The organism is Desulfovibrio aminophilus DSM 12254 (assembly GCF_000422565.1).
GTDB lineage: Bacteria > Desulfobacterota > Desulfovibrionia > Desulfovibrionales > Desulfovibrionaceae > Aminidesulfovibrio > Aminidesulfovibrio aminophilus.
Genome location: NZ_AUMA01000003.1, coordinates 118048 through 143948, shown reverse-complemented (window position 1 = coordinate 143948; position 25901 = coordinate 118048). Strand labels below are relative to the sequence as shown.

Annotated in this window: 27 protein-coding genes and 1 tRNA gene; 21 read left to right on the top strand and 7 right to left on the bottom strand. The window is 64.2% G+C overall.

Annotated features, from left to right (window positions below):
• Nucleotides 1-6: 6 nt before the first annotated feature.
• The 7 genes from drmA to H587_RS0100730 all read left to right on the top strand — a co-directional run bounded on the left by drmA (nt 7) and on the right by H587_RS0100730 (nt 8566).
• A complete protein-coding gene (gene drmA / locus H587_RS0100765) occupies nt 7-3864 on the top strand; it encodes a DISARM system helicase DrmA (protein ID WP_027174623.1) in 3858 nt (1285 codons plus the stop codon).
• Complete coding sequence (gene drmB / locus H587_RS0100760) at nt 3861-5708, top strand: DUF1998 domain-containing protein (RefSeq protein ID WP_027174622.1); 1848 nt, start codon at nt 3861-3863, stop codon at nt 5706-5708. The genes drmA and drmB overlap by 4 nt, the downstream gene beginning before the upstream one ends.
• Nucleotides 5701-6501 (top strand): DISARM system phospholipase D-like protein DrmC, encoded by an 801-nt coding sequence (gene drmC, locus H587_RS0100755; RefSeq protein ID WP_027174621.1) that lies wholly within the window; start codon nt 5701-5703, stop codon nt 6499-6501. The genes drmB and drmC overlap by 8 nt, the downstream gene beginning before the upstream one ends.
• A 29-nt stretch (nt 6502-6530) precedes the next feature.
• Nucleotides 6531-7001, top strand: coding sequence for a very short patch repair endonuclease (locus tag H587_RS0100750; RefSeq protein WP_027174620.1), 471 nt, complete (start codon nt 6531-6533; stop codon nt 6999-7001).
• Nucleotides 7002-7348: 347 nt separating this feature from the next.
• On the top strand, nt 7349-7750 hold the full coding sequence (locus tag H587_RS20070; RefSeq protein ID WP_084630303.1) for a bacteriohemerythrin: 402 nt from the start codon (nt 7349-7351) through the stop codon (nt 7748-7750).
• Between the two features lie 8 nt (nt 7751-7758).
• A complete protein-coding gene (locus tag H587_RS0100735; RefSeq protein ID WP_027174617.1) occupies nt 7759-8079 on the top strand; it encodes a hypothetical protein in 321 nt (106 codons plus the stop codon).
• 61 nt (nt 8080-8140) lie between these two features.
• Entirely contained in the window at nt 8141-8566 is a 426-nt protein-coding gene (locus tag H587_RS0100730; RefSeq protein ID WP_027174616.1) for a hypothetical protein, read from the top strand.
• Here the strand turns inward: H587_RS0100730 and H587_RS20430 are convergent.
• Entirely contained in the window at nt 8563-8700 is a 138-nt protein-coding gene (locus H587_RS20430) for a hypothetical protein (RefSeq protein WP_156904407.1), read from the bottom strand. The genes H587_RS0100730 and H587_RS20430 overlap by 4 nt on opposite strands.
• A gap of 143 nt (nt 8701-8843) precedes the next feature.
• Here H587_RS20430 and H587_RS0100720 point away from each other — a divergent pair, with 143 nt between their 5' ends.
• Nucleotides 8844-9125: a hypothetical protein gene (locus H587_RS0100720; protein ID WP_051202348.1), complete on the top strand. Its 282-nt coding sequence runs from the start codon at nt 8844-8846 to the stop codon at nt 9123-9125.
• 139 nt (nt 9126-9264) lie between these two features.
• Here H587_RS0100720 and H587_RS0100715 read toward each other — a convergent pair whose 3' ends face one another.
• Nucleotides 9265-9546, bottom strand: a complete 282-nt coding sequence (locus H587_RS0100715; protein ID WP_027174614.1) for an Lrp/AsnC family transcriptional regulator — start codon at nt 9544-9546, stop codon at nt 9265-9267.
• A gap of 53 nt (nt 9547-9599) precedes the next feature.
• Nucleotides 9600-10679, bottom strand: coding sequence for an HD domain-containing phosphohydrolase (locus H587_RS0100710; RefSeq protein WP_034608379.1), 1080 nt, complete (start codon nt 10677-10679; stop codon nt 9600-9602).
• 159 nt (nt 10680-10838) lie between these two features.
• On the opposite strand from H587_RS0100710, the gene H587_RS0100705 reads away from it, so the two are divergent.
• The 3 genes from H587_RS0100705 to H587_RS19450 all read left to right on the top strand — a co-directional run bounded on the left by H587_RS0100705 (nt 10839) and on the right by H587_RS19450 (nt 14469).
• Entirely contained in the window at nt 10839-11864 is a 1026-nt protein-coding gene (locus tag H587_RS0100705) for a hypothetical protein (RefSeq protein ID WP_027174612.1), read from the top strand.
• 84 nt (nt 11865-11948) lie between these two features.
• Entirely contained in the window at nt 11949-13328 is a 1380-nt protein-coding gene (locus tag H587_RS0100700; RefSeq protein ID WP_027174611.1) for an MBL fold metallo-hydrolase, read from the top strand.
• A gap of 394 nt (nt 13329-13722) precedes the next feature.
• Complete coding sequence (locus H587_RS19450; protein WP_051202347.1) at nt 13723-14469, top strand: energy transducer TonB; 747 nt, start codon at nt 13723-13725, stop codon at nt 14467-14469.
• Nucleotides 14470-14702: 233 nt separating this feature from the next.
• Here the strand turns inward: H587_RS19450 and H587_RS0100690 are convergent.
• Nucleotides 14703-14778 (bottom strand) — tRNA-Lys (locus H587_RS0100690).
• 180 nt (nt 14779-14958) lie between these two features.
• On the opposite strand from H587_RS0100690, the gene H587_RS16770 reads away from it, so the two are divergent.
• Genes H587_RS16770 through H587_RS0100670 form a run of 4 tightly spaced genes read left to right on the top strand, consistent with a single transcriptional unit; the run spans nt 14959 to nt 18750 of the window.
• Nucleotides 14959-16683: a protein-disulfide reductase DsbD family protein gene (locus H587_RS16770; protein ID WP_169432734.1), complete on the top strand. Its 1725-nt coding sequence runs from the start codon at nt 14959-14961 to the stop codon at nt 16681-16683.
• Between the two features lie 25 nt (nt 16684-16708).
• On the top strand, nt 16709-17887 hold the full coding sequence (locus tag H587_RS0100680; RefSeq protein WP_027174610.1) for an iron-containing alcohol dehydrogenase: 1179 nt from the start codon (nt 16709-16711) through the stop codon (nt 17885-17887).
• 9 nt (nt 17888-17896) lie between these two features.
• Nucleotides 17897-18247: a carboxymuconolactone decarboxylase family protein gene (locus H587_RS0100675; protein WP_027174609.1), complete on the top strand. Its 351-nt coding sequence runs from the start codon at nt 17897-17899 to the stop codon at nt 18245-18247.
• The gene (locus H587_RS0100670) at nt 18244-18750 is read left to right on the top strand and encodes a DUF2867 domain-containing protein (protein ID WP_027174608.1); all 507 of its coding nucleotides are present in this window, start codon (nt 18244-18246) and stop codon (nt 18748-18750) included. The genes H587_RS0100675 and H587_RS0100670 overlap by 4 nt, the downstream gene beginning before the upstream one ends.
• Here the strand turns inward: H587_RS0100670 and H587_RS0100665 are convergent.
• The gene (locus tag H587_RS0100665) at nt 18747-19970 is read right to left on the bottom strand and encodes a M24 family metallopeptidase (protein WP_027174607.1); all 1224 of its coding nucleotides are present in this window, start codon (nt 19968-19970) and stop codon (nt 18747-18749) included. The two genes, H587_RS0100670 and H587_RS0100665, sit on opposite strands and share 4 nt — an antisense overlap.
• 79 nt (nt 19971-20049) lie before the next feature.
• Between H587_RS0100665 and H587_RS0100660 the strand changes: the two genes are divergently transcribed.
• The 6 genes from H587_RS0100660 to H587_RS0100635 all read left to right on the top strand — a co-directional run bounded on the left by H587_RS0100660 (nt 20050) and on the right by H587_RS0100635 (nt 24251).
• Nucleotides 20050-20472: a CoA-binding protein gene (locus tag H587_RS0100660; protein WP_027174606.1), complete on the top strand. Its 423-nt coding sequence runs from the start codon at nt 20050-20052 to the stop codon at nt 20470-20472.
• A complete protein-coding gene (locus tag H587_RS0100655) occupies nt 20465-20917 on the top strand; it encodes a YkgJ family cysteine cluster protein (protein WP_027174605.1) in 453 nt (150 codons plus the stop codon). The genes H587_RS0100660 and H587_RS0100655 overlap by 8 nt, the downstream gene beginning before the upstream one ends.
• On the top strand, nt 20914-21714 hold the full coding sequence (locus tag H587_RS0100650; protein WP_324348599.1) for a J domain-containing protein: 801 nt from the start codon (nt 20914-20916) through the stop codon (nt 21712-21714). The genes H587_RS0100655 and H587_RS0100650 overlap by 4 nt, the downstream gene beginning before the upstream one ends.
• Before the next feature lie 353 nt (nt 21715-22067).
• Complete coding sequence (hisH, locus tag H587_RS0100645) at nt 22068-22715, top strand: imidazole glycerol phosphate synthase subunit HisH (RefSeq protein WP_027174603.1); 648 nt, start codon at nt 22068-22070, stop codon at nt 22713-22715.
• Complete coding sequence (hisF, locus tag H587_RS0100640; RefSeq protein ID WP_027174602.1) at nt 22705-23484, top strand: imidazole glycerol phosphate synthase subunit HisF; 780 nt, start codon at nt 22705-22707, stop codon at nt 23482-23484. Before hisH ends, hisF begins: the two co-directional genes overlap by 11 nt.
• The gene (locus H587_RS0100635) at nt 23484-24251 is read left to right on the top strand and encodes a hypothetical protein (protein ID WP_027174601.1); all 768 of its coding nucleotides are present in this window, start codon (nt 23484-23486) and stop codon (nt 24249-24251) included. Before hisF ends, H587_RS0100635 begins: the two co-directional genes overlap by 1 nt.
• A 56-nt stretch (nt 24252-24307) precedes the next feature.
• Here the strand turns inward: H587_RS0100635 and moaC are convergent, their stop codons facing one another.
• Both moaC and dnaJ read right to left on the bottom strand, forming a co-directional pair.
• Nucleotides 24308-24787, bottom strand: coding sequence for a cyclic pyranopterin monophosphate synthase MoaC (moaC, locus tag H587_RS0100630; protein ID WP_027174600.1), 480 nt, complete (start codon nt 24785-24787; stop codon nt 24308-24310).
• A 1-nt stretch (nt 24788) separates the two neighbouring features.
• The gene (gene dnaJ, locus H587_RS0100625; RefSeq protein ID WP_027174599.1) at nt 24789-25898 is read right to left on the bottom strand and encodes a molecular chaperone DnaJ; all 1110 of its coding nucleotides are present in this window, start codon (nt 25896-25898) and stop codon (nt 24789-24791) included.
• Nucleotides 25899-25901 lie beyond the last annotated feature (3 nt).

The following is a 25901-nucleotide window of genomic DNA, read 5'->3' as shown; positions in this document are numbered from 1 at the left end:
GAAGGCATGACTGATAAACTGTCTATCAATACTCATAATTCCTGGCTCATCCGTCTCGGTGACGAAGCTCACAACCGGCGCTTTTCGGTGACCGTCGATCACGGCTCTTCTCTCTTCCGGGGTGTCGAGGAAGGTGACGCCGTGCTGATCGCCGGTGGCGACCCGTTGGCTGCGGTCTCGTTCGCCCGTATCTACCGCATTCGTGCCAAGCTCGACGAAACGACATTCTTCTTCGATGGCGTCCTCCCCGTGAATGGCGGAAAGACCTTGACCGACCTCGCGGTGACCGCACCCGAATCCAAGGCCGCCATGGTGCGACTGGAGTGGCCGGTATTCGAGGCGGCGCTGAAGACGGCTTGCGGCATCGCCTTCGATGCCCTGCCCGTACTGGAAGGCGATTCCGCCGAGGAACAGGACTACGTGCGGGAACTTCTCCAGTTGGCCGTCATCGACGACCTGCTCGGTCCGGCGGACGGGCCGGTCGAGGAGATCGTGGGCATGAGCGTCCGCGATCGCTACCTGGTCGGCAAGCTGGCTCCGATGGACACGGCTCCGGATGCGGCGGAGACGGACACCTTCGGCGAATCGGGACGCCCGGATGCCGAGGAGCGAGACGAGGAAGTCGACACCTCCACCCATCGATCCCTGGTTCCATCGTCCATGGGGTTCACCTTCTGCGTTGACGGCGAACTGGAAAATGTCCAACTGTTCGCCAACTGGGGGCGTTACGAACGGACGCAGAGCGAGCGGGAGAACGAAGAGACGGGCAAATCCCCTCGTTGCTGGAAGCGCATACCCTCGGGCGGCTCCGCCGTGGTCTCCCTGAAGAAGCGGACCATCGAACCGATCCGGATCGACACGGACTGCCCTTCGGTCGTGGTGCAGGGCTCGGTCAGCGCCCCGCTGGAAAACGGCGACAGGCTGGTTACGCTCTTTCTGGTCAACACCCAGACCATGCCCGAACAGAACCAGGATCAGGCCTGGATATTCCAGCCCGAACTGAGCGTGCGGGACATGGAGGGGCGTGCGGTGTTCCGGCGTCGCCCGATCCTGCGGGCCGACGAATTCGACGAGGAGCGTGAAGCACTCGAAATGATCTATCGGGACCGGGTCGAGTTCGCCGTCGGACATGGCATTTCGGTCCACGCGACCGTATCGGAGGAAGATCGCGAGCGGGCCACGGAGGTCAGGACCGCCGTTCTGCCCGAGTACGAGATCCAGGTGACCGAAACGCCCGGTCTCGAACCGGAAGACCGCCCGGCCATGCGTCGGATGATCGAGGACGGCCTGCTCGACATGGAGCGACTCGCCGAGCTCGCCACACCCGAAAAGCGCGACGAACTGGTCGCCGGGCTGAAAGTGTTGACGGACGACTACGCGGAGTGGATCGCCGAAAACCGGAATGCCATCGGCAGCGAGGTCGTGGGATACGACATCCCCGCCACCGAGGCGATGGATCGATGCAATCTGATACTGGAGAGGCTCAGGGAAGGCGTCGATGTCCTCGCGTCGGACGACCGGGCGCTGGCCGCCTTCCGGTTCGCCAACCGGGCCATGGCCTCGCAGCGCATTCACAGCATCTACGCGCTCGCCAAGCGCCGTGGAGACGAGGTGACACTCGACGCGTTGAACGTCCGCAAGAACCGCTCGTGGCGACCTTTCCAGTTGGCGTTCATGCTGCTTTCGATTCCGGCGCTCGCCGACCCGACTCACCGGGACCGCACCCAACCCTTGGAGGCTTTCGCCGACCTGCTCTGGTTCCCCACCGGCGGTGGCAAGACCGAGGCCTATCTCGGTGTCGCGGCCTTCACCATGGGTATTCGGCGATTGCAGGGAGATATGGGCGGTCTCGATGGCGGACGTGGTCTCGCCGTCATCATGCGTTATACCTTGCGCCTGTTGACCCTGCAGCAGTTTCAACGGGCTACTGCCCTGATCTGCGCCATGGAGGTGCTCCGTCGAGGTGAACCGGCGGTCTGGGGCGAGACACCTTTCACCATCGGACTCTGGGTCGGCCAGCGGGTCACTCCGAACACCACCGAAGAGAGCCATGCCGCGATAGAAAAGGAACGGGACGGCAAGTATGGCACGGGCTCGACACCGGCCCAGTTGACCAGTTGTCCGTGGTGCGGCTCCGAGATCGCCCCTGGCCGTGAAATCAGAGTCGACAGGGATCTCGGTCGAACCTTCATCTATTGCGGCGACAAGTACGGCCGCTGCGAATTCAGTCAGGCCAAATCGAAGAATCTGGGACTTCCTGTGCTGGTGGTGGACAACGAAATCTATCGTCATCCGCCCTCGATGTTGATTGCCACCGTGGACAAATTCGCCATGATGGCTTGGCGTGGTCAGGTGCGCACACTCTTCGGCAAGGCGACCAGGGAATGCCCACGCCATGGACTGCTCTGGCCCGAGGCCGATTGCAATGGCAACCACAACGCCAAGGGCAATCTTCCACGTGTGAGCGTCAAGGAGATTACGCCGATCCGCCCGCCTGACCTTATCATTCAGGACGAATTCCATCTCATCAGCGGACCGTTGGGAACCATGGTTGGCCTGTACGAAACCGCCGTGGACGAGCTGTCGACCTGGTCGATCGACGGAAAGACGATCCGCCCCAAGGTCATCGCTTCGACCGCCACCGTTCGTAAGGCCGAGGAACAGGTTAACAACGTCTTTCTCAGGAAGGTTTCGGTGTTTCCGCCCCATGGTCTCGATGTCGAGGACAACTTTTTCTCGGTTCAGCGCTCTGTGGAAGACAAGCCTGGCCGTCTCTACATGGGGATCTGCTCGCCGGGCAGTTCCCGTCCCGCCGTTCTGATCCGTGTCTACGTCGCCCTTCTGACCGCCGCCCAGTCGCTGTTCCAGCGCTTCGGCGCGGCGGCCGACCCTTACATGACCGTGGTCGGATATTTCAATTCTCTGCGCGAGCTGGGTGGTATGCGGCGACTGGCAGAGGACGACGTGCAGACCCGTGCCTATCGCGTCCAGATGAGCGACGTGAAGCGACCGGGGCTGAGCCAGCGTTCGGTACGCATCGTGGACGAGCTGACCTCGCGGGTTTCGAACAAGGAGATTCCCAAGAAGCTCGACCAACTGGAGGTTAAGTTCAAGCCCACCTGGGAAAAGGGCGAGACGCGGGCCATCGACATCGTGCTGGCCACCAACATGCTGTCGGTGGGCGTCGACGTCAACCGCATCGGGTTGATGGTCGTCAACGGCCAACCGAAGAACACGGCGGAATACATTCAGGCCACGAGCCGCGTCGGCCGTTCCTTCCCGGGGCTCGTCTGTACGGTGCTCACCTGGTCGCGGCCTCGCGATCTGTCCCATTACGAAACGTTCGAGCACTATCACGCGACGTTCTACAAGCATGTCGAGGCCCAGTCGGTCACGCCGTTCGCGGCGAGAGCGCTGGACCGTGGCCTGACCGGTGCGATGGTGAGTCTCCTCCGGCTCGAAAACGATTCCATGAACCCGAATCCCGGGGCGCAATCCCTCGACAGTTCCGGCAAGGCGGAAGCCCTGAGAGCACGGAAAGTACTGTCCGAGCGTGCCTGGAAGGTGAAGGACAAGGCGGCGAAAACCATCGCCGACGCCATGACCGCCGATCGGATCGACCGGTGGGTGAAGGAGTCCGTGAAGACCGGGCGCAGGCTGGGTTACGAAACGGTACATGGACAAGGAGACCTCGCCGCCCTCCTGAAAAAGCCCGGAGCGTTGGCATGGGATGAATTCACGGTTCCCATGTCGATGCGCGAAGTGGAACCCGGAGTTCAACTGATCATGGATGCCTCGAAGCACTCTACCGAACCTCCGTCCTGGAAACCGAAGATCAAGAAAGCGAACGGAGGTGACGCATGAGTTCCTATCTCGTCGGGCAAGTACGCCCCAGTCAATTGCTCTGGACCTATGGTCCCGGAGCCCTGATCGACCTGCCGAATCTTTCGGTCTTGACCATGGGTCTTGATCGTTGGAATCCGGACCGATGCCCGCCGATCGATGAGGCACGCCTACTCGCCGCCGTTCGCCGGGTGCTCGGCCCTCAAGTAGAACGGTTGCGGATGCCCCCCTTTCTTAGGGAGGAAAGTGTCGACCCCATGTCCGCCGAAGGCAAGATCGGTGTGCCGGTCCGCCCCTTTCCGCGTTGGTTGAGGTGCGTCAAATGCGGCTTGCTGGCCGAATACGATTCGGGCCTGTTCGACATCAAGGCCAACCCGTACCGCCCGGAGCAGACCCATTTCGTGCATTCGAACTGCGAGAAAGGCAAGAACGCCGACGCGGTTCCCGCCCGTTTTCTGCTCGCGTGCAGGAACGGTCACCTCGACGATTTTCCGTGGCATTGGTTCGTGCATGGCGGCCCCTCCGAGTGCAAAGGGACGCTACGTTTCTTCGAGCGAGGCGCATCCCTGCAGACCGAAAACCTTTGGGTGAAATGCGATACCTGCGACGCGGCACGTTCGCTGGTTCATGCCTTTGGGCGGGAGGCGCAGGAGAATCTCCCCGCCTGTCGAGGACGGCATCCCCACCTCAACAAGTACGAGGAATGTACCGAGGACCCCAGGACCATCCTTCTGGGGGCGACCAACGGATGGTTCCCGATCACGCTGTCCGTTCTCGCGATTCCTCTCGAACGAGACCAGCTCGGGCAATTGGTCCTGGATGGATGGGAGTATTTCTCGGATGCGGAGTCGACCGACGAGATCAAGGTGATAGTGAAGACCCTGGTCAAGAGCGGTAGCCTCCCGGGAATCGACAAATGGGATCATAGGGACATTTGGAAGACCGTCGAAGACCGAAAGGAAGGCCGATCGAGCACAACGGTCATTTCCGAGGGCGACATCAAGGACCCTGAGTGGGACGTCCTGACCTCGGACGATCCTCCGACGGACTGGCCGCATTTCTTGAGCAGCAAGACCGAAACACCGGATGGCTATCGAGACCGTCTGGCCAGGGTGTTGCTACTGGAACGTCTCCGTGAGGTGAACGCCCTGATCGGCTACACCCGGGTGGAGGCTCCGGAGGAATCGACCGATCCGGACGAGCGACCGCCGATGGCCGATCTCAGCCGGAACAAGCCCGATTGGATACCCGCCAGTGAGGTGCATGGTGAGGGGATATTCATCAGGTTCGACGAGAATGCCGTGGCCGAATGGGAAAAGCAAAAAGCCGTTCAGGCCCGAAGCCAAAAGCTGGAGGCGGGTCATCGGGGCTGGCGGAATGCGCGCGGGCTGGACCCCGACGAGGGATATCCGGGCATTAGATACGCCATGCTGCACACGTTCGCTCATCTTCTCATTCGTGAGCTGGCTCTAGAATGTGGCTACAACGCGGCGAGCATCCGGGAACGCATCTACGCCAAGAGCGATGAAGAATCACCCATGGCAGGCGTATTGCTCTACACGGCCGCCGCCGACTCCGATGGGACCCTGGGGGGCCTCGTGGAACTCGGGAAACCCGAAAATCTCGGCAGGCTGATCGAACAGGCTCTCGATCGGGCCACCATCTGTTCATCTGACCCGCTTTGCTCCGAACACAATCCGGGTGTCGACAGATCCCTTCATGCAGCGGCATGTCACGCCTGTACTTTCGTCGCCGAAACATCCTGCGAACGAGGGAACCGCTATCTCGACAGAGCTCTGCTCGTTAGGACATTCGAGGCCGTAGACGTCGCCTTCTTTGCCGGAAACGGAGGCGAGAATGGATGATCTGTTGGCAGTGATCGCCGAACTCGGTTTGGAGTTGCATCCCGACAGAGTCTCCACCGTGGCGGCAAAGATCGAAACGCTCGGATCGGTCGAGCAATTCGCCTTGACCAAGTCGAGCTTCGGTCCCAACGCGGACAAAGAGTTGGTTGGGCGATTGGATCGTGCCTGGAAGAACAGCAAAGACACCGCTCCAAGCGATGTGGCGTCCGCTCTCCGGGGAGCTTCGGCGGCGGCAGTCTTGCGCGAGAATCGCGGAGCTGTGGAGTTGGTATGGACAGGCCCATCTACCGGACAGGTGCCGGTAAGGCATACGGAACAGGTGCTCTGTGAAGTTATCGAAGCTGCGAAAAGACGTCTTTTCCTTGTCAGCTTCGTCGCCTATGAAGTGGATTCGATAATCAGGGCGCTCCGTGGTGCCATTGGTCGCCAGGTTCAGATCGACGTGTTGCTGGAGTCGTCGGACAAGCATGGCGGGCGGGTGACATACGATTCCGTCAAGGCCATGAAAAGCATTCTCCCCTCGATCGACGTTTACGTCTGGTCCTCGGAAACGAAGTCGAAATCGGGTCATTTTTCGGGAGCCGTTCACGCCAAATGCGCCGTGGCGGATGGTGAACTGTCCTTTATCACAAGTGCGAATCTCACCTCCGCCGCGATGGAGCGCAACATGGAACTCGGTGTCCTGGTCAAGGGCGGAGAGCTGCCCTTCGAGCTTCACCGGCATTTGGAAGCGCTGATTTCCACGAAGGTCATCGAAAAAGTGGACGAGGATAATTGCCGGCATGTCGGGTAATGAACTGTGCCTGTCGAGGATGAGCAGCGGTGGATACCGTCGATAAATCGACACGTTCGAGAATCATGTCCAGGGTTGGTCAAAAAGACACTGGTCCGGAGATGAAGCTTCGAAGGTCGCTACACAAAATAGGACTGCGATATCGGCTTCACGACAAGAGATTGCCGGGATCTCCGGATATCGTCTTCCCCAGGTTCAAGGCGGCTTTGTTCGTCCATGGCTGTTTCTGGCACCGCCACGGCTGCAAGGCTACTACGACGCCCGGAACCAACGTGGATTTCTGGCGCAAGAAGTTCGACGAAAACATCGCCAGAGATAGACGGGACATCGAAGCCCTCCAGGATTCGGGGTGGAGGGTGGCGGTGGTCTGGGAGTGTTCGTTAAAAGGCAAAAATGCCGACCCCGATGAGGTTGCGAGGCTTGTGCGCGAATGGTTGCTCACGAGCGAGAAGCACCAGGTAATCCCTAAAGATGCTCAAACCGTAAGTTCTCGGCGCTAAATTTCGCCTTGATTGGCAGATCCGTTTTCACCGTGATCCTGACCGATGACCGAGGCAAAGAGTGGCGTGTTGACCATGCTGAGGAGAGGATGCTGATTCAATCTTAGCGCGGCAGGTCTGTCCGGATCGATGCACGGCTTAGCGACAGTCAACCCACAAGCATGATTGCATATACGGTTCACATCGGGGAGCCAGAACAAACGGCGGGTTGGATGAAATCATCCGGCCCGCTTTTCTTTTCCCCGCTCTCGCCGTCCAATGCTGGATTGTTGGCCTGAAACGCTTTACATTGCCAGGGTGTTTCCCTGAAACAGCCGACCGGCGCGAAGCGCGAAACAGGCGGACCCATGCCCCTCCTCCAATGGAATCAGAGTCTGACCCTCGGCCATGCCGAGATCGACGAGCAGCACCGTCTGCTCGTGGAGGCGATCAACGAGTTGCACGACCGCATCCAGGAAGGCGCAGAGCATCAGGGCCTCCTGGACGCAGTCCAAGGACTCGCGGCATACGCCGACTATCATTTTTCCGATGAGGAGCGGCTCATGCTCCGGCACGGCTTTCCCGAGTTGGAAGATCACCGGCTGGCCCACATGGAGTTCCGGGAACGCATGGACGCCTGCTCCGCCACGATCCACCACTCCGACTCCCACCCGACGGCCGTGGAGATGCTGTCCTTTCTCACGCGCTGGCTCGCCCGGCACATTCAGCGCGACGACAGGGCCTTCATCGACTTCGTGAACCGCCACTGAAACCGAAAATGGACGGCGGCCCCTCTCTGCTCTTCACCCTGACGGCCCTGCTCTCGGGATTCTGCGCGGGCGGCTGGCTGGCCTGGAAGATCAACCAGGCGCACATCGACCGCGCGCCGGGCGACGGCTATCGGGAAAAACTGCGCGCCAGCCGCACACGCCGCCTGATCGGAGCGGCCGGAGCCCTCGCCGTGCTCGGCGTCTCCCTGCTCTTCCCGGTGCAAAGCCTGGTCATCACTTCAGCCTGCATCGGATATGCCCTGACCACGCTGCTGCACCCGCGTCCCAACGGAGAACACCCCGGCCCCGGCCGGGACGGAGGCGCTTGATCTCTCTTCCGATTTTCGTAATAGGTGTTCCTGCGCCACATGGCGCAAGGAAGGAGACGGCATGATCCCGGCTGAAGTGTGGGCCGGACTGGCCCTGTTTTTCGGTGCGATCTGGGTTCTCGTCCGGGTGGTGGACAGCCGGAGGACGGCCGCGAAGGTCAGGGTCACGGCCGACACTGTGCCCACGGCTTACCGCCTGACCAAAACCTTCCTGGGCCTGGTTCCCGCACACTCCGACACCTTGGGAGACGCTGCCCGCCTGCCTCGCTCCAAGGCCGAAATCGGACGCGCGCTGAAGACCATGATCGCCTATCATGCCGCCCGCGGCGAACATGGCCAGGCCGCGCGGCTCAAGGCCGCCTATGTCGCCCTCGCCAGCTTCCAGAACGCCGACCTGGACCCGCGCAAGGCTGAAACCCTGGCCAGCGCCGAACGCCGCCGCTTGAGCCAGGACATCGAGCATTTCCTGGCCAACAGCAGCATCTAATTCCGCCCTGGAATCGGCGCCCGTGTCTCCTCCATGACGATGGAGGTTTCCGGGACATGGCGGGCGGACGACAATTCCTCCATGACCATGACCACGATGAAGGTGGTCAGCACCAACGCCAACAGCATACGCATGAACGCCTCCCCGGGAAAAATTCTCCCGACGGAAGCGACAGCAACATCCGTTCCAGGCTCCCCCCCTAAAGTTTTTAAAAGAAATGCCGATGAACTCGGATAAGGCGTTATCTTCGGCCGCCTCGCGGCAAGGAGGGGAAAGCATGAGCGACTTCGGCATCAGCGGCATCGGCAACAACGCATGGAGCAGCCAGGAATTCGGGGCCCGCACGGTCTCCGGCACCCTGGACGCCATGAACGGTTCCGGCCCCATGAACGCGGCCCCCGTGGATCGTCAGACCTTCGGGGCGGCCGTAGTGAGCAAGACCCTGGATTACATGAACACCGATCGCAGCGGCGCGGGCTCCTTCGGCGCCGACTACGACTTTCAGAAGAGCGTCCTCGGGGCCTGGGCCTCGGGAGCCATTCTGAACAATATCGTCTGAGGGGCGGGCCGGATCAAGATAACGCCGCTTCGCGGCCCCGTCCCGCTTCCCGGCGGGGCGGGGCGCCCCTCCCGCAAAAAAAGTCCCCCCGACGTTCTGCCGGGGGACTTTTCGTCCAGTGACGCTCGCGACCGAGCACTCAGGAATCGCCTCCCAGGGAAAAAATATTCTCCAGATCGTACTGTGAAATGACCCGGTAGGAAATGAGCGTCTCCGAACCGCGGATGCCCTGGACCTTGAGCATGCGCTCGGTGACGATCTGGGCCAGGCCCTCGTTGTCCTTGGCGCGGATGATAGCCACCAGGTCGAACCGACCGCCCACGGAATGCACCTCGCCCACTCCGGGAATCTGGACAAGCTTCTGGGCCACGGCGTTGATGAGGTCGGGCTGAACCGTCAGCAGAACGATGGCGTTGACCATGTCTGAATCCTCCTGTTTTCTCATAGCCTCGATCGCCGCCGGGGTCAAAAGAATCAATCCTGGAAACGCCGCTGGATCGTTACTATCGCATCGAAATTTTTAATAAAAAGATCGTATATGGCCGGATCGAAGTGTTTTCCCCGCCCCATGTTCATGATCCCCAACGCCTCGGCGTTGGTCATGGCATCTTTGTAGGGTCGACGGCTGGTCAAGGCGTCGAAGACGTCGGCCACGGCACAGATGCGCCCATAGAGCGGGATGTCCTCTCCGCTCAGTCCATGGGGATAGCCCGAACCGTCCCACTTCTCATGGTGGCTCTCGGCGATGATCCGGCCGGTCTCCAACAGCTGCGAGGAAGCGGATTCGAGGATGCGCGCACCGATGACGGTATGGGTTTTCATGGCCTCCCACTCCCCGGCATTCAACTTGTCCGGCTTGAGCAGAACGGAATCGGGCACTCCGATCTTGCCGATGTCGTGCATGGGGCTCCCGTGCAGAACCATCTCCACCTCGCTCGGGGGCAGTCCCAGCCGAGAGGCCAGCAAGGCCGAATAACGGCTCATGCGGACAATGTGTTGGCCGGTGTTCTGGTCCTTGAACTCGGCCGCGGCGGCCAGCTTGTGCAGAGTTTCGCGGTGGGCCCGCACGGCGGCCTGCTGGGTGTCGTTGAGGTTCTCCACGGCCAGACGCAGGGCCCGGGTCTGCTCGTCGACCATCTGTTCCAGCCGCGCCTGGTAGACCTTGACCTCGTCGAGGTAGGACTTCAGGCGCAGCAGAGAAGTCATGCGGATGCGCAATTCCGTGGCGTCGATGGGTTTGGAGATGAAATCCGTGCACCCGGCCTCCACCGCGCGGAGCCGGTCCTCCTTGGCCGCCAGGGCCGTGACCATGACCAGGGGAATGTCGGCGTGTCGGGGATCGGCGCGAATGACGCGGACCAATTCGTAACCGTCCATGAACGGCATCATGGCGTCGAGCAGAACAATATCCACACCTTCACGGAGCATCTCCAACGCCGTGAGTCCGGAGTCCGCGACCAGCGGCTCATGACCAAAGGACCGCAACAGACCGGACATGACGTCGCGGTTGACCGCTTCGTCGTCCACCACGAGGATTTTCTTGCGCTGTTCCACTCTTCCTTCCCCAATGGCGCGAGGTGTCGTTTTCCTCTCGACCAGAACCCCTCCGAAGTCAACGATTATCCGATGAACACTCGTTTTCCGACGAACGATCCGAAGAGTCTTTGCCTTTCGGCCGGGCCCGTCCTATACTGCAAATGTTGGAGGATTCGCATGTCCAGACAAACGAAAAAACTGTTCCCCACGGTGACGGTCATCCTGGCTGTGGCTCTGGCGGTCGGAACCTTGCTTCTGCTCCGAGGCGGCGAGGAGCCCGCTCCCTCTTCGGAATCGAGCTTCACCGGCCAAGCCCAGGGCGCTCCGGCCGCCAACGCCACCACGGCGGAAACCCCAGAGGACATTCCCCTTTGGAACAAGTCGGCCCGTCCCCAGGAGGACTCGGTGGTCACCCTGGCCTTCGTGGACGCGTTGACCGATTTCCTGGTCCAGCGCTACCACCCGGCCGAAGGCTCGACGCACAGCGCGTCCACAGCCACCTTCAAGGCCCTCAACCAACACTTCGGCCGGGGTCTCGACGGTCTCGGCCGCCAAAGCCCGGAGGAAGGCGCGGCCCGAGCCGAAATCCTGAATTACGTGCTGGCCTCGGACATGGCCCGCAAGCTCTACGATCTCTATGCCGACTGGTTCCTGGAGGCGCTGATTCTGCGCAGTCTGGAGACCCCCACGGACCTGACTTTGGCCGGCGGCCGGCAGGAACGCCGGGCCCTGACCCGTGACGAGACCGCAGACATGCTCCGTCTCAACGCCCCGCGCATCGAGGCCCTGGCCGGAACCTTCCGGGCCGTGGGCACGCACCCGGAACTGGTCAAGGATCTGGAGCGTTACCTGGACACCTCGCGCAAGGTCGCCGCCGCCAACGACCGCTTTCAGGAAATCGTCTCCAGGGAGACGCCCCCGGAGAAGGAGCTGCGCAAGGCCGGAGACCGGCTCAAGAAGGTCATCGCCGCGCGGGAACAAGTCCGCGCGGACATCATGGACCGGCTGCGCCGGTTTTGTCAGGGCCACTGCGAAGAGGACGGCGAATCGCTCTATGCCGTGCAGTGGTGCGCACGGCGTCTCGCCGGACACCCGGAACGGGTGGCGGTGCTGGCGGCCATGGCCGACGCCCTGGACAACTTGGCGGCGCGGTTTCGCGCCAAGGCCGGGGAATTGGAAGCGGCGGCCCCTTCGGCCTCCTGATTTCCCAGGCCACCGCATTGCATCGGCGGCGGGTGATGGTACAATGACTCCTTATGGCGACATCACCCATCAACAGGAGTCCTTATGTATTTCCAACAGATAGCGACACCCGGCCTAGGCTGTCTGTCCTATGCCGTTGGCTGTCCGGCCGCCAAGGTCATGGCCGTCGTTGATCCCCGCCGCGACGTGCAGGTCTACCTCGACATCGCCCGCGAGGAGGGCATGCGCATCACGCATGTGGTGGACACGCATCTCCACGCCGACCACGTCAGCGGAGCCCATGAACTGGCCTCTCGCACCGGTGCGGAAATCCTCATGGGCGAAGGTTCGCCCGTGTCCTTCGCCTTCCGGCCCCTGCGCCACGGCGACGTGCTCACCTTCGGAGCGGCCAGGCTCACCGTACTCTCCACACCGGGGCACACGCCCCACGCCATCTCCCTGTTGCTGACGGATACCGCGCGCAGCGAGGAGCCCTGGATGCTCCTCTCCGGCGATCTGCTCTTCGTGGGCGACGTCGGGCGGCCGGACCTGGCCGGGGGCGAACTCCTGGAGGAACAAGTGCGCAACCTCTGGCGCAGCCTGCGCGAAACCCTGGGAAACTGCCCGGATCACCTGGAGGTCTTCCCCTCCCACGGCATGGGCTCACTCTGCGGCCGGGGCCTCAGTTCCAAGCCGAGCACGACCCTGGGTTTCGAGCGCCTCGGCAACCCCATGCTCCGACACGAAACCCTGGAATCCTTCCGCGAGGCCCTTCTCGCCAATCTGCCCGTCCGGCCCAAAAGCTTCACCCACATCATCGCCACCAACGCCAAGGGGGCTCCGCTCCTGGACCGCTGCCCAGTGGACCGGGCCATGAGCCCGGACCAGTTCGAGGCCTACATGAAGAGCGGCACCGTGGTCATCGACTGCCGCGACGCGGCGGCCTTCGGCGGCATGCACATCCCCGGTTCGCTGAACATCGGCCTGGAACGGCAACTGGCCAACTGGGTGGGCATGGTGGTGGCCCCGGAGAGCGACATTCTGCTGGTGACCCCGGATGACGCGGCCTACGAGACCATGACCACGGAGTTGCACCGCATCGGCTACGACAACATTTACGGATACCTGTCCGGGAGCATCGGCTCCTGGGTCTATTCCGGACGCCCGGTGGACACGCTGGCGCTGACGCCCGCGCAACGGCTCAAGGCCCGCCTCGACGCCGATGGAGCCCCGCTCGTCCTGGACGTGCGCACTCCCGCCGAGTGGGGCCAGGGGGTCATTCCGGGAGCCCGGCGCGCGCCGCTCTCGGACCTTCTGGAAGGCAGACTGCCCCATCCCGAGGGTGAAGCCGTGATCTACTGCGCCTCGGGCTACCGCTCGAACATCGCGGCCTCCTTTCTGCGCCGGACGGGCGCGGCCGACGTGAGCGTCCTGGCGGGCGGCATGTTGGCCTGGACCCGGGCGGGCTTCCCCGTGGAGTCGTGAGGGACGTGAAGAAAGAAGGGGCGTCAGCGGGACACAGGCACATTCGGCGCGTCGGCTGCACGGCAGAGGAGCGGGGCGGCCGGTTCGGCATCGTCGCGGAAGCAGTGACAAGACGTGCTCAGGGTTCTGTCGCAGCAGACCACGCGTCCGCCTCGGCAACCGCAAACCCCGCCGTTGAAACTGCAGCAGCCGGGACCATCCGCCGCCAGCGACTCCGCAGACGTTTCCGCCGTCCCGGCCACACCCCGTTCCAGGGCCCAGGCAGGGGAAACGGTGGCAAGCACCGCCAACAGCAGCATGACCATGCGCATGATGGACCTCCCGATGTCTTCCCCATAGCAGCAAACACGGCGCGTCGCCAGCGCCCAGCTCGGCGGTCGGCGAGGTCCCCGGCGTGACCGGAGGGCCGGGCATCCCTCCCCCGGCCTTCGCGGGGCGGAGCAAAAACACCTGGGGTTTCGGTCTCTCGGCCGCCCTGCTGGCCCTCGGCCTGCACGCCCTGGCCCTGGCGCTGCTTCTGGCCATGCCCTCGGGACTCGACGAATCCGGAGACGTCCCCACCTATGAGATGGACCTGACGGCTTTCGGCCGGAACACGGATGGTGGTGACGGCGGATACTCGGCAACCACACCCGATCCCGCCAGGCCACCCGTTTCAGGGAAACCCGCCGAAACAGCGTCCCGAACCGCGAAGCCGTTGCAGCCGGAATCCGCACCGCCATCAGTCCCCGAGAAGGGCCAGCTCCCCTCGAAAAACAGCGAATCCGCCTCCGCGCCCAGCACCGCGCCGGACACGTCCCGGTCGACGGAAGGACGAATCCATGGTCATGGCGCGGGCAACGGCCAGGACACCTACGGCCCTGGCCAGGTGGAACGCCCGCCGCGCCTGCTGCGTAGAGTCGACCCGGACTATCCCCAGGCGGCCCGCAGACAGGGAGTCAGCGGCAAGGTGGTGGTGAGGTTTCTCGTCGGGTCCGACGGCCGCGTCCGCGACATCGAAGTGGTCGAAGCCGAGCCTTCGGGATATTTCGAACAGGCGGCCGTCAATGCGGTTTCGCGCTGGGAGTTCAGCCCGGGCATGCTGCGGGGGCGGGCCGTGGCGGTCTGGATGCTCGTGCCCGTCAGTTTCAGCCTGCGTTGAACCGGGCCGGGCCGCATTCCGTTCCGCCGCCTCCGCGCTGGACGAGCCCGCCCGGTTGGGGGTAAAAACCCTTCGAACACCGATGTCGGCGCACTGAGCGCGGCATGACCCCAACGTCCAGGCCCTCGGCCGGACCTTCTGTTCGGAATGACGATGCACAAACGGTTTTCCGCCACGTTCGAAAAGCAGAAAAGCCGGCGGGTTTTTCAACCTGCCGGCTTTTCGTGTTTTCCTGGTGGGTCACCAAGGAATCGAACCTTGAACCTCCGGATTAAGAGTCCGCTGCTCTGCCAATTGAGCTAGTGACCCGAAGCGCCGCACTCACGTGCAACGGGAAAGAGTAACTAGCCGCAGACCGTGTTTTTGTCAACAATCGGGACAGCATTTTTCGCGAAACGGGAACATTTCATGCGCAAAATTTTTATTATCCTGTTTTTGTTGATATTTTTTCAAAACTTTTTGGAGCCAGTCCAAGCGAGCGACCTGCCCTTGTCCACGGACTGGAGCTTCCTGACACCTCCGCGGCAGGACAAGCACCCCGGCGGCGGGGCCCTGGCCGTGCTTCAACTCACGCCTCACAAAGGCTGGTACGTCTATTCCGATCGGGCCTCGGTGGTCGGCCTGCCGACTCGTCTGGCGGTGGAACTGGAGGGCTACGGCCCGCTGCCGGTCTTCTTCCCCCCGGGCACGATGAAACGCGACAAGGCCGACCGCTCAATCCAGGTGGAGACGTATCCGACCCCCACGCCGCTCTTCGTGCCGCTTCCAGCCGAAGCCAAGCCGCCATACCGCCTCAAGGCGTCCCTGAGCCTGCTGCTCTGCTCGGACAATCAGTGTCTCCCGGTGAACCAGGACGTATCCGCCGATTCCGGCGGGGAATCACCGGCTCCCGGCGGAAAGGAAAGCTGGTGGCCGTTGTTCGCCAAGGCCCTGGAGCGAGGCCCGGTGCTCACTCCGCTCCCAGCCTCGACCCCGGCCGAGGGCAGCGCCCGCCAATGGGACTTCTCGCCCAGTTACCTGCAACCCGAACGCGAGGTATCGGCACTGCTTCCGGCGATCCTCTTCGGGCTCCTGGCCGGTTTCCTGCTCAACTTCATGCCCTGCGTCCTGCCCGTGGTCAGCCTCAAGCTCACGGCCCTGCTGCACGGCGCATCCAGAGGCGCACACCTGCCCCGCCAGGAGCAATTCCGGGAGCACAACCTCTTCTTCGCCCTGGGCGTGCTCTGCTACTTCCTCTTCCTGAGCCTGCTCCTGGGCGGCACCGGCCTGGCCTGGGGCCAGATGTTCCAGCGGCCGGGCACGGTCCTGGCCCTGACCGCAATCCTCTTTGCCCTGTCCCTATCCCTTTTCGGCCTCTACACCCTGCCCATCGTGGACATGAAATTCGGCCAGGCCACCCGGCCGAGAACCCAGGCGTTCCTCACCGGCGTCCTGGCCACGCTCCTGGCCACCCCATGCAGCGGGCCCTTCCTGGGCGGCGTCCTGGGCTGGGCCCTGCTCCAGCCGCCGCTGGTCATCAGCACGGTCTTCCTCTCCATCGGCCTGGGCATGGCCGCGCCCTACCTGGTCATGGTGGCGAGTCCCGGACTGGTGCGTATTCTGCCCAAACCCGGCCCCTGGGTCGGACACATCGAGAAGGCCGTGGCCTTCTTCCTCATGGGCACCTGCATCTATCTCCTGAACATCCTGCCGGAGAACCAGATCATCCCAGCCCTGACCCTGCTCTGGTTCACGGTTCCGGCGGCTTGGCTCGTGGGACGGGCCGCCCGGGTTTCCGGCCGTCTCAATGCCCTGATTCTGCGAGGGGTGGCCCTGGCCGTGGTGCTGATTGCCTTCGTCTGGGCCGTTCAGCCCCGCCAGGAAACCGACTGGATCGACTTCGAAGCCGAGAGCTTCGCCGACGACCTGGGCAAGAACACCTTGTTCGTGGAATTCACCGCCGACTGGTGCCCCTCCTGCAAAGTCTTGAACCAGGCCGTACTGACCCCGGACAACCTGGCGTCCTGGCGGGAACGCTACGACCTGACCCTGGTTCGCGTGGACCTGAGCGAAAGCAATCCCGACGGCGAGGCCCTGTTGCGCGCCATCGGCGGCAAGAGCATTCCGGTCCTGGCGGTCTTCCCGGCCCGAAACCCGGACAAGCCCCTGGTTCTGCGCGACTTCTACACCACCCGCGACATCCGCGAGGCCCTGGACGCATCCTTGAGCCGCTGACCTCCCAAACCAGAAGGAGATTCTCATGCCTTTGTTCCAGTTTTTCCTGCCCACGCGCCTGCTCTTCGGCCCCGGCTCCCTTGAGAGCCTGGGCGACACCCCCCACCTGCCCAAGGGCCGCAAGGCGCTCATCGTCACCAGTTCCGGCGGCTCCATGATCCGCCACGGCTTCCTCGGGCGGGTCCAGGCCCTCCTGGCTGCGCGCGGGGTAGCCAGCATGGTCTACGACCGGGTGCGGCCCAATCCCGAATCGGATCAGGTGGACGAGGCGGCGGCCCTGGCCCGCGAGGCAGGGGCGGACTTCATTCTCGGTCTGGGCGGAGGCAGCCCCCTGGACGTGGCCAAAGCGGCGGCGGTCATGGCCCGCAACCCCGGCTCGGTCTGGGACTACGTGCAGGGCGGCAGCGGCGGCGGCAGACAGCCGGAAAACGCCCCCCTGCCCCTGGTCTGCGTGCCGAGCACCGCGGGCACGGGCTCGGAGATGAACTACCGCTCGGTCATCACCCGCACCGGCAGCCCGGAGAAACTGGCCTGGGGCGTGGAGGCCGGGGCCCCGGTCCTGTCCGTGGTGGACCCGGACCTGACCTTGACCATGCCCCCGCGCCTGACCGCGCTCACGGGCATGGACGCCCTGTTCCACGCCGTGGAGGGCTTTCTCTCCCTGCGCCGTCAGCCGCTCACCGACCTGGTCGCCCTGGAGGCCGTGCATCTGGTGGCCAACCACCTGCCCCGGGCCGTGGCCGACGGAAGCGACCGCGAATTCCGCACCGTGCTTTCCTGGGCCTCCTGCTCCGGCGGCATCTGCTTGGCCCTGTCCTCGACCACCATCCTGCACGGCCTGGAGCACGCGCTCTCGGCGCTCAAGCCGGACCTGCCCCACGGCGAGGGTCTGGTCATGCTCGCCCCGGCCTGCCTCCGCCATCTGGCGGCCAAGGCTCCGGAACGCTTCGACGAACTCTCCCTGGCCCTGGGCTGCGGCGAGGATCAGGCCGGTCCCGAAGGCTTCTTGAAGGCCCTGGCCCGGCTCATGGAGGAATCCGGACTCGGCGTTCCGCGACTGGCCGACTGCGGCCTGACCCGCGAGGACATCCCGGCCCTGGCCAAGAACGCCCTGGAGACCAACAGCCGCCTGCTGGCTGCCACCCCCGGCGACATGGGTCAGGAAGACATGGAACGCATCCTGGAAGACGCCCTGTCGGCATAGGAGGCGAAAATGGATCGTCTGGAGGAACTCACCCGCACCCGCAAGAAGGCCCACACTCGTCTGTTGCGGCTCAAGTCCCGGACCTACGCGGCCTTCCTGGAACTGGAGAAGGCCGCCTATTCCGACGGGGCCCTGCCGCGCAAGGCCAAGGAGCTCATCGCCGTGGGCATCTCCGTAGTCATCGACTGCGAGTCGTGCATGCAGTGGCACATCGAACAGGCCGTAGCCCGCGGAGCCACGCGGGAGGAGGTGTTGGAGGCCGTGGAGGTGGGCATGGAGATGGGCGGAGGACCGGCCACGGTCTCGGCCCGCTTCGCCCTGGAAGTCATGGACCGGGCCTTCGGGGAGGAGGATCAATGAGCACCCGCTTCGCCGACACCACGCCGGAGCTGGCGGAACTGATCGCCGGGGCCGACCACGTGGACGTGAAGCGGGTGCGGGCGCGGACGTCGTTGCGCGGCTTCCTGGCCGCCTTCATCTCCTACCACCCACGTTGGCTCGACTGGCTCTATGTCGTTCGCGCCGGGCTCGTGCGCCTGCTCGGCATGCGCCAGGAACACATGGACACGGCTCCGTTGGAGGAGCAGGACGTGGACCTGACGCCCGGCGGGAAACTGCGCTTCTTCACCACCGAGCTGTCCCGCGAGGATCGGCTCTGGGTCGGGATCGCCGAGGACAAGCACCTCGCGGCCAGGGTCGTGGTGGAGCGCCGCTCGGGGGACCACGGCGCGGCCGTCTTCCTGGTCTTCACCGTGGTCCATTACAAGCACTGGACCGGGCCGGTCTATTTCAACCTCATCCGACCCTTCCACCATCTCGTGGTCCTCGGCATGTGCCGGTCGGTGGAGCGGGCCTTCCCCTAAGCGATGCAGAGCATGCGGCAGTCGTCGCCGGTGATGCAGACCCCGCCCGAGGGCGTGACCTCGAAGGTGTTCTCCACCCCGACCATGCCCAGGCCGGGAACGCCGATCTTGGGCTCCAGGGCGAAGACCATGCCCGCCTCGATGGGCCGGTCGAAACCCTTGGCGATGGCCGGATAGCAGTCGATGGCCAAGCCGATGCCGTGCCCGAGGAAAGGCACCTTGTTTTCGTCCAGACCCATGAAGCCCTCGGCGAACCCGGCCTTGGCGGCCCAATCCCGGCAATGCAGCCAGATGTGTTCGGGGGTGTTGCCGGGCCGCAGATTCTCGGCGGCCCAGGCCTGCACGTCCATGGCGAAGGCGTGGGCCGAACGGGCGGCCTCGGGAATCTCGCCCTCCTCCCCGGCCCAGTAGAGCTGGGTCTTGTCCGTGCAGTAGCCCTCCAGGGCGAAGCCGATGTCCAGGGCCAGGGGTTCGCCCCGATTCCAGAGCTTGCCCGCGTAGCCCATGTAGGGCGCGGCCGGATGTTCGCCGCGCACGCCGAGGGGGCCGTTGAACACGCTGGGATAGTTGCCGGAATCCCCGGCCGAGACGTGGCCGAGGAATATCTCCTCGCCGAAGGCGCTCATGCGCATGAGCCCCTGGTGCCCCAAAGTGAAGAAGACCTGCCAAGCCAGATGGGAAATTTCCCGTTCGCTCATGCCCGGCCGAATGACCTCCGGCAGAATGTCGTGCAGGGCCTGATGGTGGCGCTCCCCGGCCAGACGCAGGATGTTCAGTTCCCATTCGGACTTGAGGCTTTGGGCCAAGTTCAAGGCCAGGTCGCCGGAGACGAAACGCCGGTCGGAGAGGCGCGAGGCCAGCATCTGGCCCAACTGCCAGGACAGGCCGGTGGTCTCGGCCGCGATCACCTCGCTGAACGGGCTGCCCGCCTCGGCGGCCAGCGCGGGAAGATCCTTGTAGGATTTGAATGCGGCGATCCGAGTCAGGGCGCTTTCCAGCAACGCCCGCTCCCGGCCCTTGCGCAGCAGGAGCACCGGCTCACCCTCCAGGGGAAGCCAGCAACAGCCCGCGCCCAGGACGCCGGACAGGTAGTAGACGTTGAGGCGCGAAAAGGCCAGGACGCCGCCCGCATCGGGCGCTGTTTCGGCCAGGAAGCGGCGGACCTTGGCCCAACGGGCCTCCAGTTCCGCGCGGGGCACGACGGAGAGTGCTTCGAACATGAGTTGGGTCCTCCTGGGAACGGGCTAGGCAACGGCCCGGGTTTGCGCTACGTACTGGCCTTCGGAGAGAGGTCTCGGAATGCCGATCAGCGATTCAGAGCTAGCCGCCATGCTCCGCGAGGTCAAGACCATCGCGGTGGTGGGCGCCAACGACAGGCCGGGACGGCCGGTGGACCGCGTCGGGCGTTACCTCATCGACGCGGGCTACAGGGTCATCCCGGTGCATCCGGCCCGGAACGCGGTCTGGGGTCTGCCCGCGCGCAAGAGCCTGCTGGACATCGAAGAGCCTGTGGATCTGGTGAACCTGTTCCGCGCGCCCGAGCACTGCCCGGCCCACGCCGCCGAAGTTCTGCGCCTGCCCACCAGGCCCCGCTGTTTCTGGATGCAACTGGGCATCGCGAGCGCCGAGGCCCGCGCCCTGCTCGAACATTCGCTGATCGTGGTGGAGGATCGTTGCCTCATGGTCGAACACGCGCGCCTGCTGGGAAACGCCCATGGCTGACGAAGCCTTCTCCTGCCGTATGTGCGGCCACTGCTGCCGGGGGCAGGGCGGCATTCTCCTGACCGACAAGGATCTGAGCCGCCTGGCGGAGCACTTGGGGCTGAAACCGGCGGAGGTTCTGGAACGCTACACCGAAACCCGGAACGGCAAGGTCGGGATCACATGCGGCCCCGACGGCTTCTGCGTCTTCTACAATGAAGGCTGCGGCGTACACCCCGGCCGCCCCGACGTCTGCCGGGCCTGGCCGTTCTTCCGGGGCAACCTGGTGGACGAGACGAGCTGGCGGCTCATCCAGGACTATTGCCCGGGCGTGAACCCGGATGTGCCCTTTCCCGACTTCGTGAGCCAGGGCCGCCGCTACCTGAAGGAACACGACCTGGAACGCGAGGACCAGGGCAGCGCACCCAACGCCCTGCTCAAGATCGACGACGGTGACGAGTCATGAGCAGCCTGACCCCGGCCCAGTGTTTCCGCATCCTGCAACTGGCCCCCGGGGCCACGCTGGCCGAGGTCAAGACCGCCTTCCGCAAGCTGGCCTTCCAGTTCCACCCGGATCTCAACCCCGCACCGGACGCGGCCGGTCGTTTTCGTGAAATAAACGAAGCCTATGTGCTGCTCAGCCGGACGCTCCAGGAATCGCCCGGAGACGCGACAGGTTTCGGTCCCGAGGCCGAACCCCGCACGGGGCCGGCCCAGGGCGCGCAGGCCTACGAACGCCAACAACGCCGCTCCCATACCGAGACCCGTTCGCGGGCCCGTCGGGACTCAGGAGCCGAGCGTCAGGCCGCATGGTCGCGCAGCTACACCTTCCGCGACGAGGAGGTGCTCCGCGACCTGCTCAAGGACCCCTTCGCCCGCCAGGTCTTCGACGACCTCTACAGCCAGATCCGCAAGGACCGCCCAGGCTATCGCCCACCGAAAGAGTTCCGGCGCAGCAGGCTTCGGCTCAACTGGCGCGACCGGGCGATGGACCTGGATCTGTCCAAGGGCTTCTGGCGCGGCCTGAAGACATGGTTCCGAAGCCAGATGGACGACGAGCGGACCGTGTACTTTCCGCTCCAGCATCTCCTGCCCGGCCGTACGCTGCGACTCTCGGTGCGCCAATTCTCGGGAGAGGACAAGACCGTGGAAGTGACCCTGCCCGCCGACTTCGTGGTGGGTCGCCCCATCCGGCTCAAGGGGCTGGGGCGCAAACTCGGTCCGCTGACGGGCGACCTCTACCTGCGCGTCCTGGCCAAGTGAAGAAGTCGACCGGATTCACTCCGTCCCCCCGCTCCAGACGCAGGAAAACAAGCGCCGCTCCGACTTCCCAGACGAACAGTCCCAGGCAGATCGCAATGACGTCCCAGCCCATGACGGCCTCCTTTTTTTCGCGCATCGTGCGGCGTTGTTCCGGATCATCGAAAACCAGCCGCGAAAATTCCCTCTACCCTTGGTTGAAGCGGCTTTCATGTCTCCGGGAAAACGTTTTCGCGTCTTTTTGGAATCCATCCGCCCGGCTTCGCTCAGGGACGATCTCGACGGGGACGACTTCCCACCCTTGAACTCAAGGACGATTTCTACTACTGGCCGTTTCTGTAAGCGAAGGAGACGCCATGCTCGCCATCCTCAAGTACAAGGCCGGCAACCAGACCAGCGTGCGCAGGGCTCTGGACTCCCTGGGCATCGAAAACACGATCACAGCCGATCCCGCCGAACTGGAGCAAGCCCAGGGGGTCATCTTCCCCGGCGTGGGCGCGGCCGGAACGGCGATGGATGAATTGGTGGGCGAGGGCTTGGACGCGGTCCTCAAGTCGCTCATCTGGCAGGAAAAACCTCTGCTCGGCATTTGCGTGGGCTGTCAGATTCTCCTGGACTACTCGGAGGAGAACGACACCAAGGCCCTCTCCGTGATCCCAGGCGAGTGCCGCCTGTTCAACCCGTCCTGGACCGAGGACGCCGAGGGCCGCATCCCCATCAAGGTACCGCACATGGGCTGGAACTCCGTGCAGTTGCGCGTCGACTGCGAACTGTTCCGGGGCATCGACCCGCGCAGCGAATTCTACTTCGTGCACAGCTATTTTCCGGCTCCCGCCGAGGAATACGTCATCGGCCAGACCGTCTACGGCCGCCCCTTCTGCTCAGTCCACGGACGACGCGGGCTCTGGGCCGTCCAGTTCCACCCCGAAAAAAGCGGCTGGCCCGGGCTCCAACTGCTCTCCAATTTCGCAGACTACTGCCGGGAGGCCGCCGATGCTCAGTAAGAGGATCATCCCCTGCCTGGACGTGCGCGACGGCAAGCTGACCAAGGGCGTCAAATTCCAGGGTAACGTGGACATAGGCGACCCGGTGGAAAGCGCCCGCCACTACTACGAGCAGGGCGCCGACGAGATCGTCTTCTACGACATCACGGCCTCGGCCGAAGGCCGGGGCATCTTCCTGGACGTGGTGGAAAAGGTCGCCTCGCGGATCTTCATCCCCTTCTCCGTGGGCGGCGGCATCAACACCCTGGAGGACATGCGCGCCGTGCTCCTGGCCGGGGCCGAAAAGGTCTCCGTGAACTCCGGCGCGGTGAAGAACCCGGACGTGATCAGCCAGGGCGCGGCGGCCTTCGGTTCCCAGTGCGTGGTGCTGGGCATGGACGTGAAGCGCGTGCCGAAGAGCGAGACCATCCCCTCGGGCTTCGAGGTGGTCATCCACGGCGGGCGCAAACCCACCGGGCTGGACGCTCTGGAATGGGCCCGATCCGGAGAAGCCTTGGGCGCGGGCGAGATCTGCCTGAACTCCATTGATGCCGACGGCACCAAGGAGGGCTACGACCTGGAATTGACCCGGCTCATGGTCCGAAGCGTGGGCATCCCGGTCATCGCCTCCGGCGGCGCGGGCTCGCCCGAGCACATGGCCGACGCCTTCACCCAGGCCGGAGCCTCGGCGGCGCTCATCGCCTCCATCGTGCATTACGGCGAGTACACCATTCCACAGATCAAGCAGCACATCGCAACCAAGGGCGTGAAGATGCGCATGGTCTGGTGATGATCCGAACCTTCGTCACCCTGCTCCTGGTCTTCCTGTTGGCCGCGCCCTTTCCGGCCTCGGCGGCGGGCTTCGACGCCGACCAGACCTTCATGGACTGGGTGGAGAACTACGGCCGGCACCCCGAGCCGGGCCGTCTGGCAGACGGCATCAGCTATTTCGCGGGCTCCGGCCTGTTCAAGGCGCAGCAGCTGCGCCGCCCGCTGGCCTACTTTTTCGGCACGGCCCTGTTCCGATCCTCGTCCCAACAACGCGAACAGGCCGTGACGGCCCTGGAGGCCGACCCCAACCCCACGGCCCGGGTGATCTTCCTGAACGCCGTCTGGTACGCCGGTGTGCCCGAGTCGCGCGCCCTGCTGGCGCGTCTTCGTCCCACCTGGACCGCGCCGCACCTGGCAGCGCTCCTGCAGGGCATGCTGGCCGAGGGCCCCCGCCCGCTGCTGGCAGTCACCTCGCCCCGCGATGAGGAAGAATTGCGACAGACGGCCCAAGACCTGGACTGCCTCTGGATGCGCTATCTGGCCTCGGACGACCCGACCTTCGTGGAGGACATCGTCCGCGCGGCCTGTCTCTCCGTGTCCGCCGACGACGAGGGCGCCAAGCTCCTGGGATTCACCGCGCGCTGGTCCCTGCGCTCCAACCTGAAGGTTCCGCGCGTCCGGGCTCTGCTGGAACAGCGCTTCGCCACCGCCACAGGCGACGAATGGCTCGTGCTGGACGACGTGCTCCACGGACGGCAGACCGGCAACACACCGCCGACGCAATGAAAAAGGCCGCCGCGCCCACATGCGCGACGGCCTTCGACTGCAGCCTTCCGAGCAAGCTATTCGGCCTTGAACTCCCCGCTCTTGCCGCCGGATTTGTAAACCAACCGGCAATCGCCGATGACCATGTCCTTCTGCACCGCCTTGCACATGTCGTAGATGGTGGCGCAAGCCACCTGGGCGGCCAGCAGGGCCTCCATCTCCACCCCGGTCTGGGCCCGAGTGCGGGCCTCGGCCTCCACCTCCACCCTATTCGCCTCGCGGTTCACGCCGAAACGCACGTCCACGAAGCTCAGAGGCAGAGGGTGGCAGAGCGGGATGAGGTCGGCGGTCTTCTTGGCCGCCAGGATGCCCGCCACGCGGGCGGTGTTCAGGGCGTCGCCCTTGGGCAGGGCCCGACGATCCAGAAGATCCAGGGTGGCGGGGGACATGGCCACATGCGCCCGGACGATGGCCACCCGGACGGTTTCGCGCTTGTCCGAAACATCGACCATGCGGGCCGACCCATCGGCGGCGATATGGGTGAAGTCCTCTCCCACTCTACTCTCCCATGACCTTGTCCATGGTCTTCTTGAAAAGCTTTTGGACCTTGTTCACGGCCTTGCCGGACTCGATCTCCGCGAACTCACGCAGGATCTCCTCCTGGCGCTTGTTCAAACGGCTGGGAATGCGCACGCGCACCTCAACCAGCAGATCGCCCTTCTGGGTGCTGCCCACGTGCGGCAGCCCCAGTCCACGCAGGCGGAAGACCTCGCCGTGCTGGGTGCCCTTGGGCACGTCCACGGTCACGGTCTCGTCCAGGGTGGGCACCTCGACCTTGGCCCCGAGCGCCGCCTGGACCATGTCGATCTCGCAGGAAGCCACGAGATTCTGGCCCTGACGGCGCAACGTCTTATCCGGCTCCACGGTGATGACCACGTAGAGGTCGCCGTGGGGGCCGCCGTGGCGGCCGGCCTCGCCCTCGCCGCGCAGGCGCAGTCTGGCCCCGGTGTCCACACCGGCGGGAATGCGCACGTGCAATTGCTTGGTCTCGGTCACTTGGCCGTGTCCCCGGCAGTCCGGGCAATAACGGGTGATGACGCGCCCCTGGCCGTGGCACACCGGACAGGGCACGGAAATGCGGAAGAAGCCCTGGGACTGCTGCACGTGGCCGCTGCCGCCGCACTGGCGGCAGACCTCCGGCGAGGTGCCCGGCTCGGCGCCCGTGCCCTTGCACGTGGAGCAGACCGTGTCCATGGGGATCTCCAGTTCGACCTCCGTTCCCCGGGCCGCCTCGCGGAAGGAAATGGTCAGGTCGTACCGCAGGTCGGACCCGGCGCGAGGGCGGGGCCCGCGGGAGGCCGAGGCGAAGCCGAAGACCTCGCCGAAGATGTCGCTGAAGGCCCCGAAGATGTCCTCGGCGCTGTTGAAGCCGGAGAAGCCGTTGCCCAAGCCCTCGTGGCCGAACTGGTCGAAACGCTTGCGCTTCTCCGGATCGCGCAGGACTTCATAGGCCTCGGCGGCCTCCTTGAACTTGGTTTCCGCCTCCGGGTCATCCTGGTTGCGATCCGGATGGAATTCGAACGCCAGCTTGCGGTAAGCCTTCTTGATCTCGTCCTCGGAGGCGGTTCGGGACACGCCGAGGATTTCGTAGTAGTCCCGCTTGGCCATGGA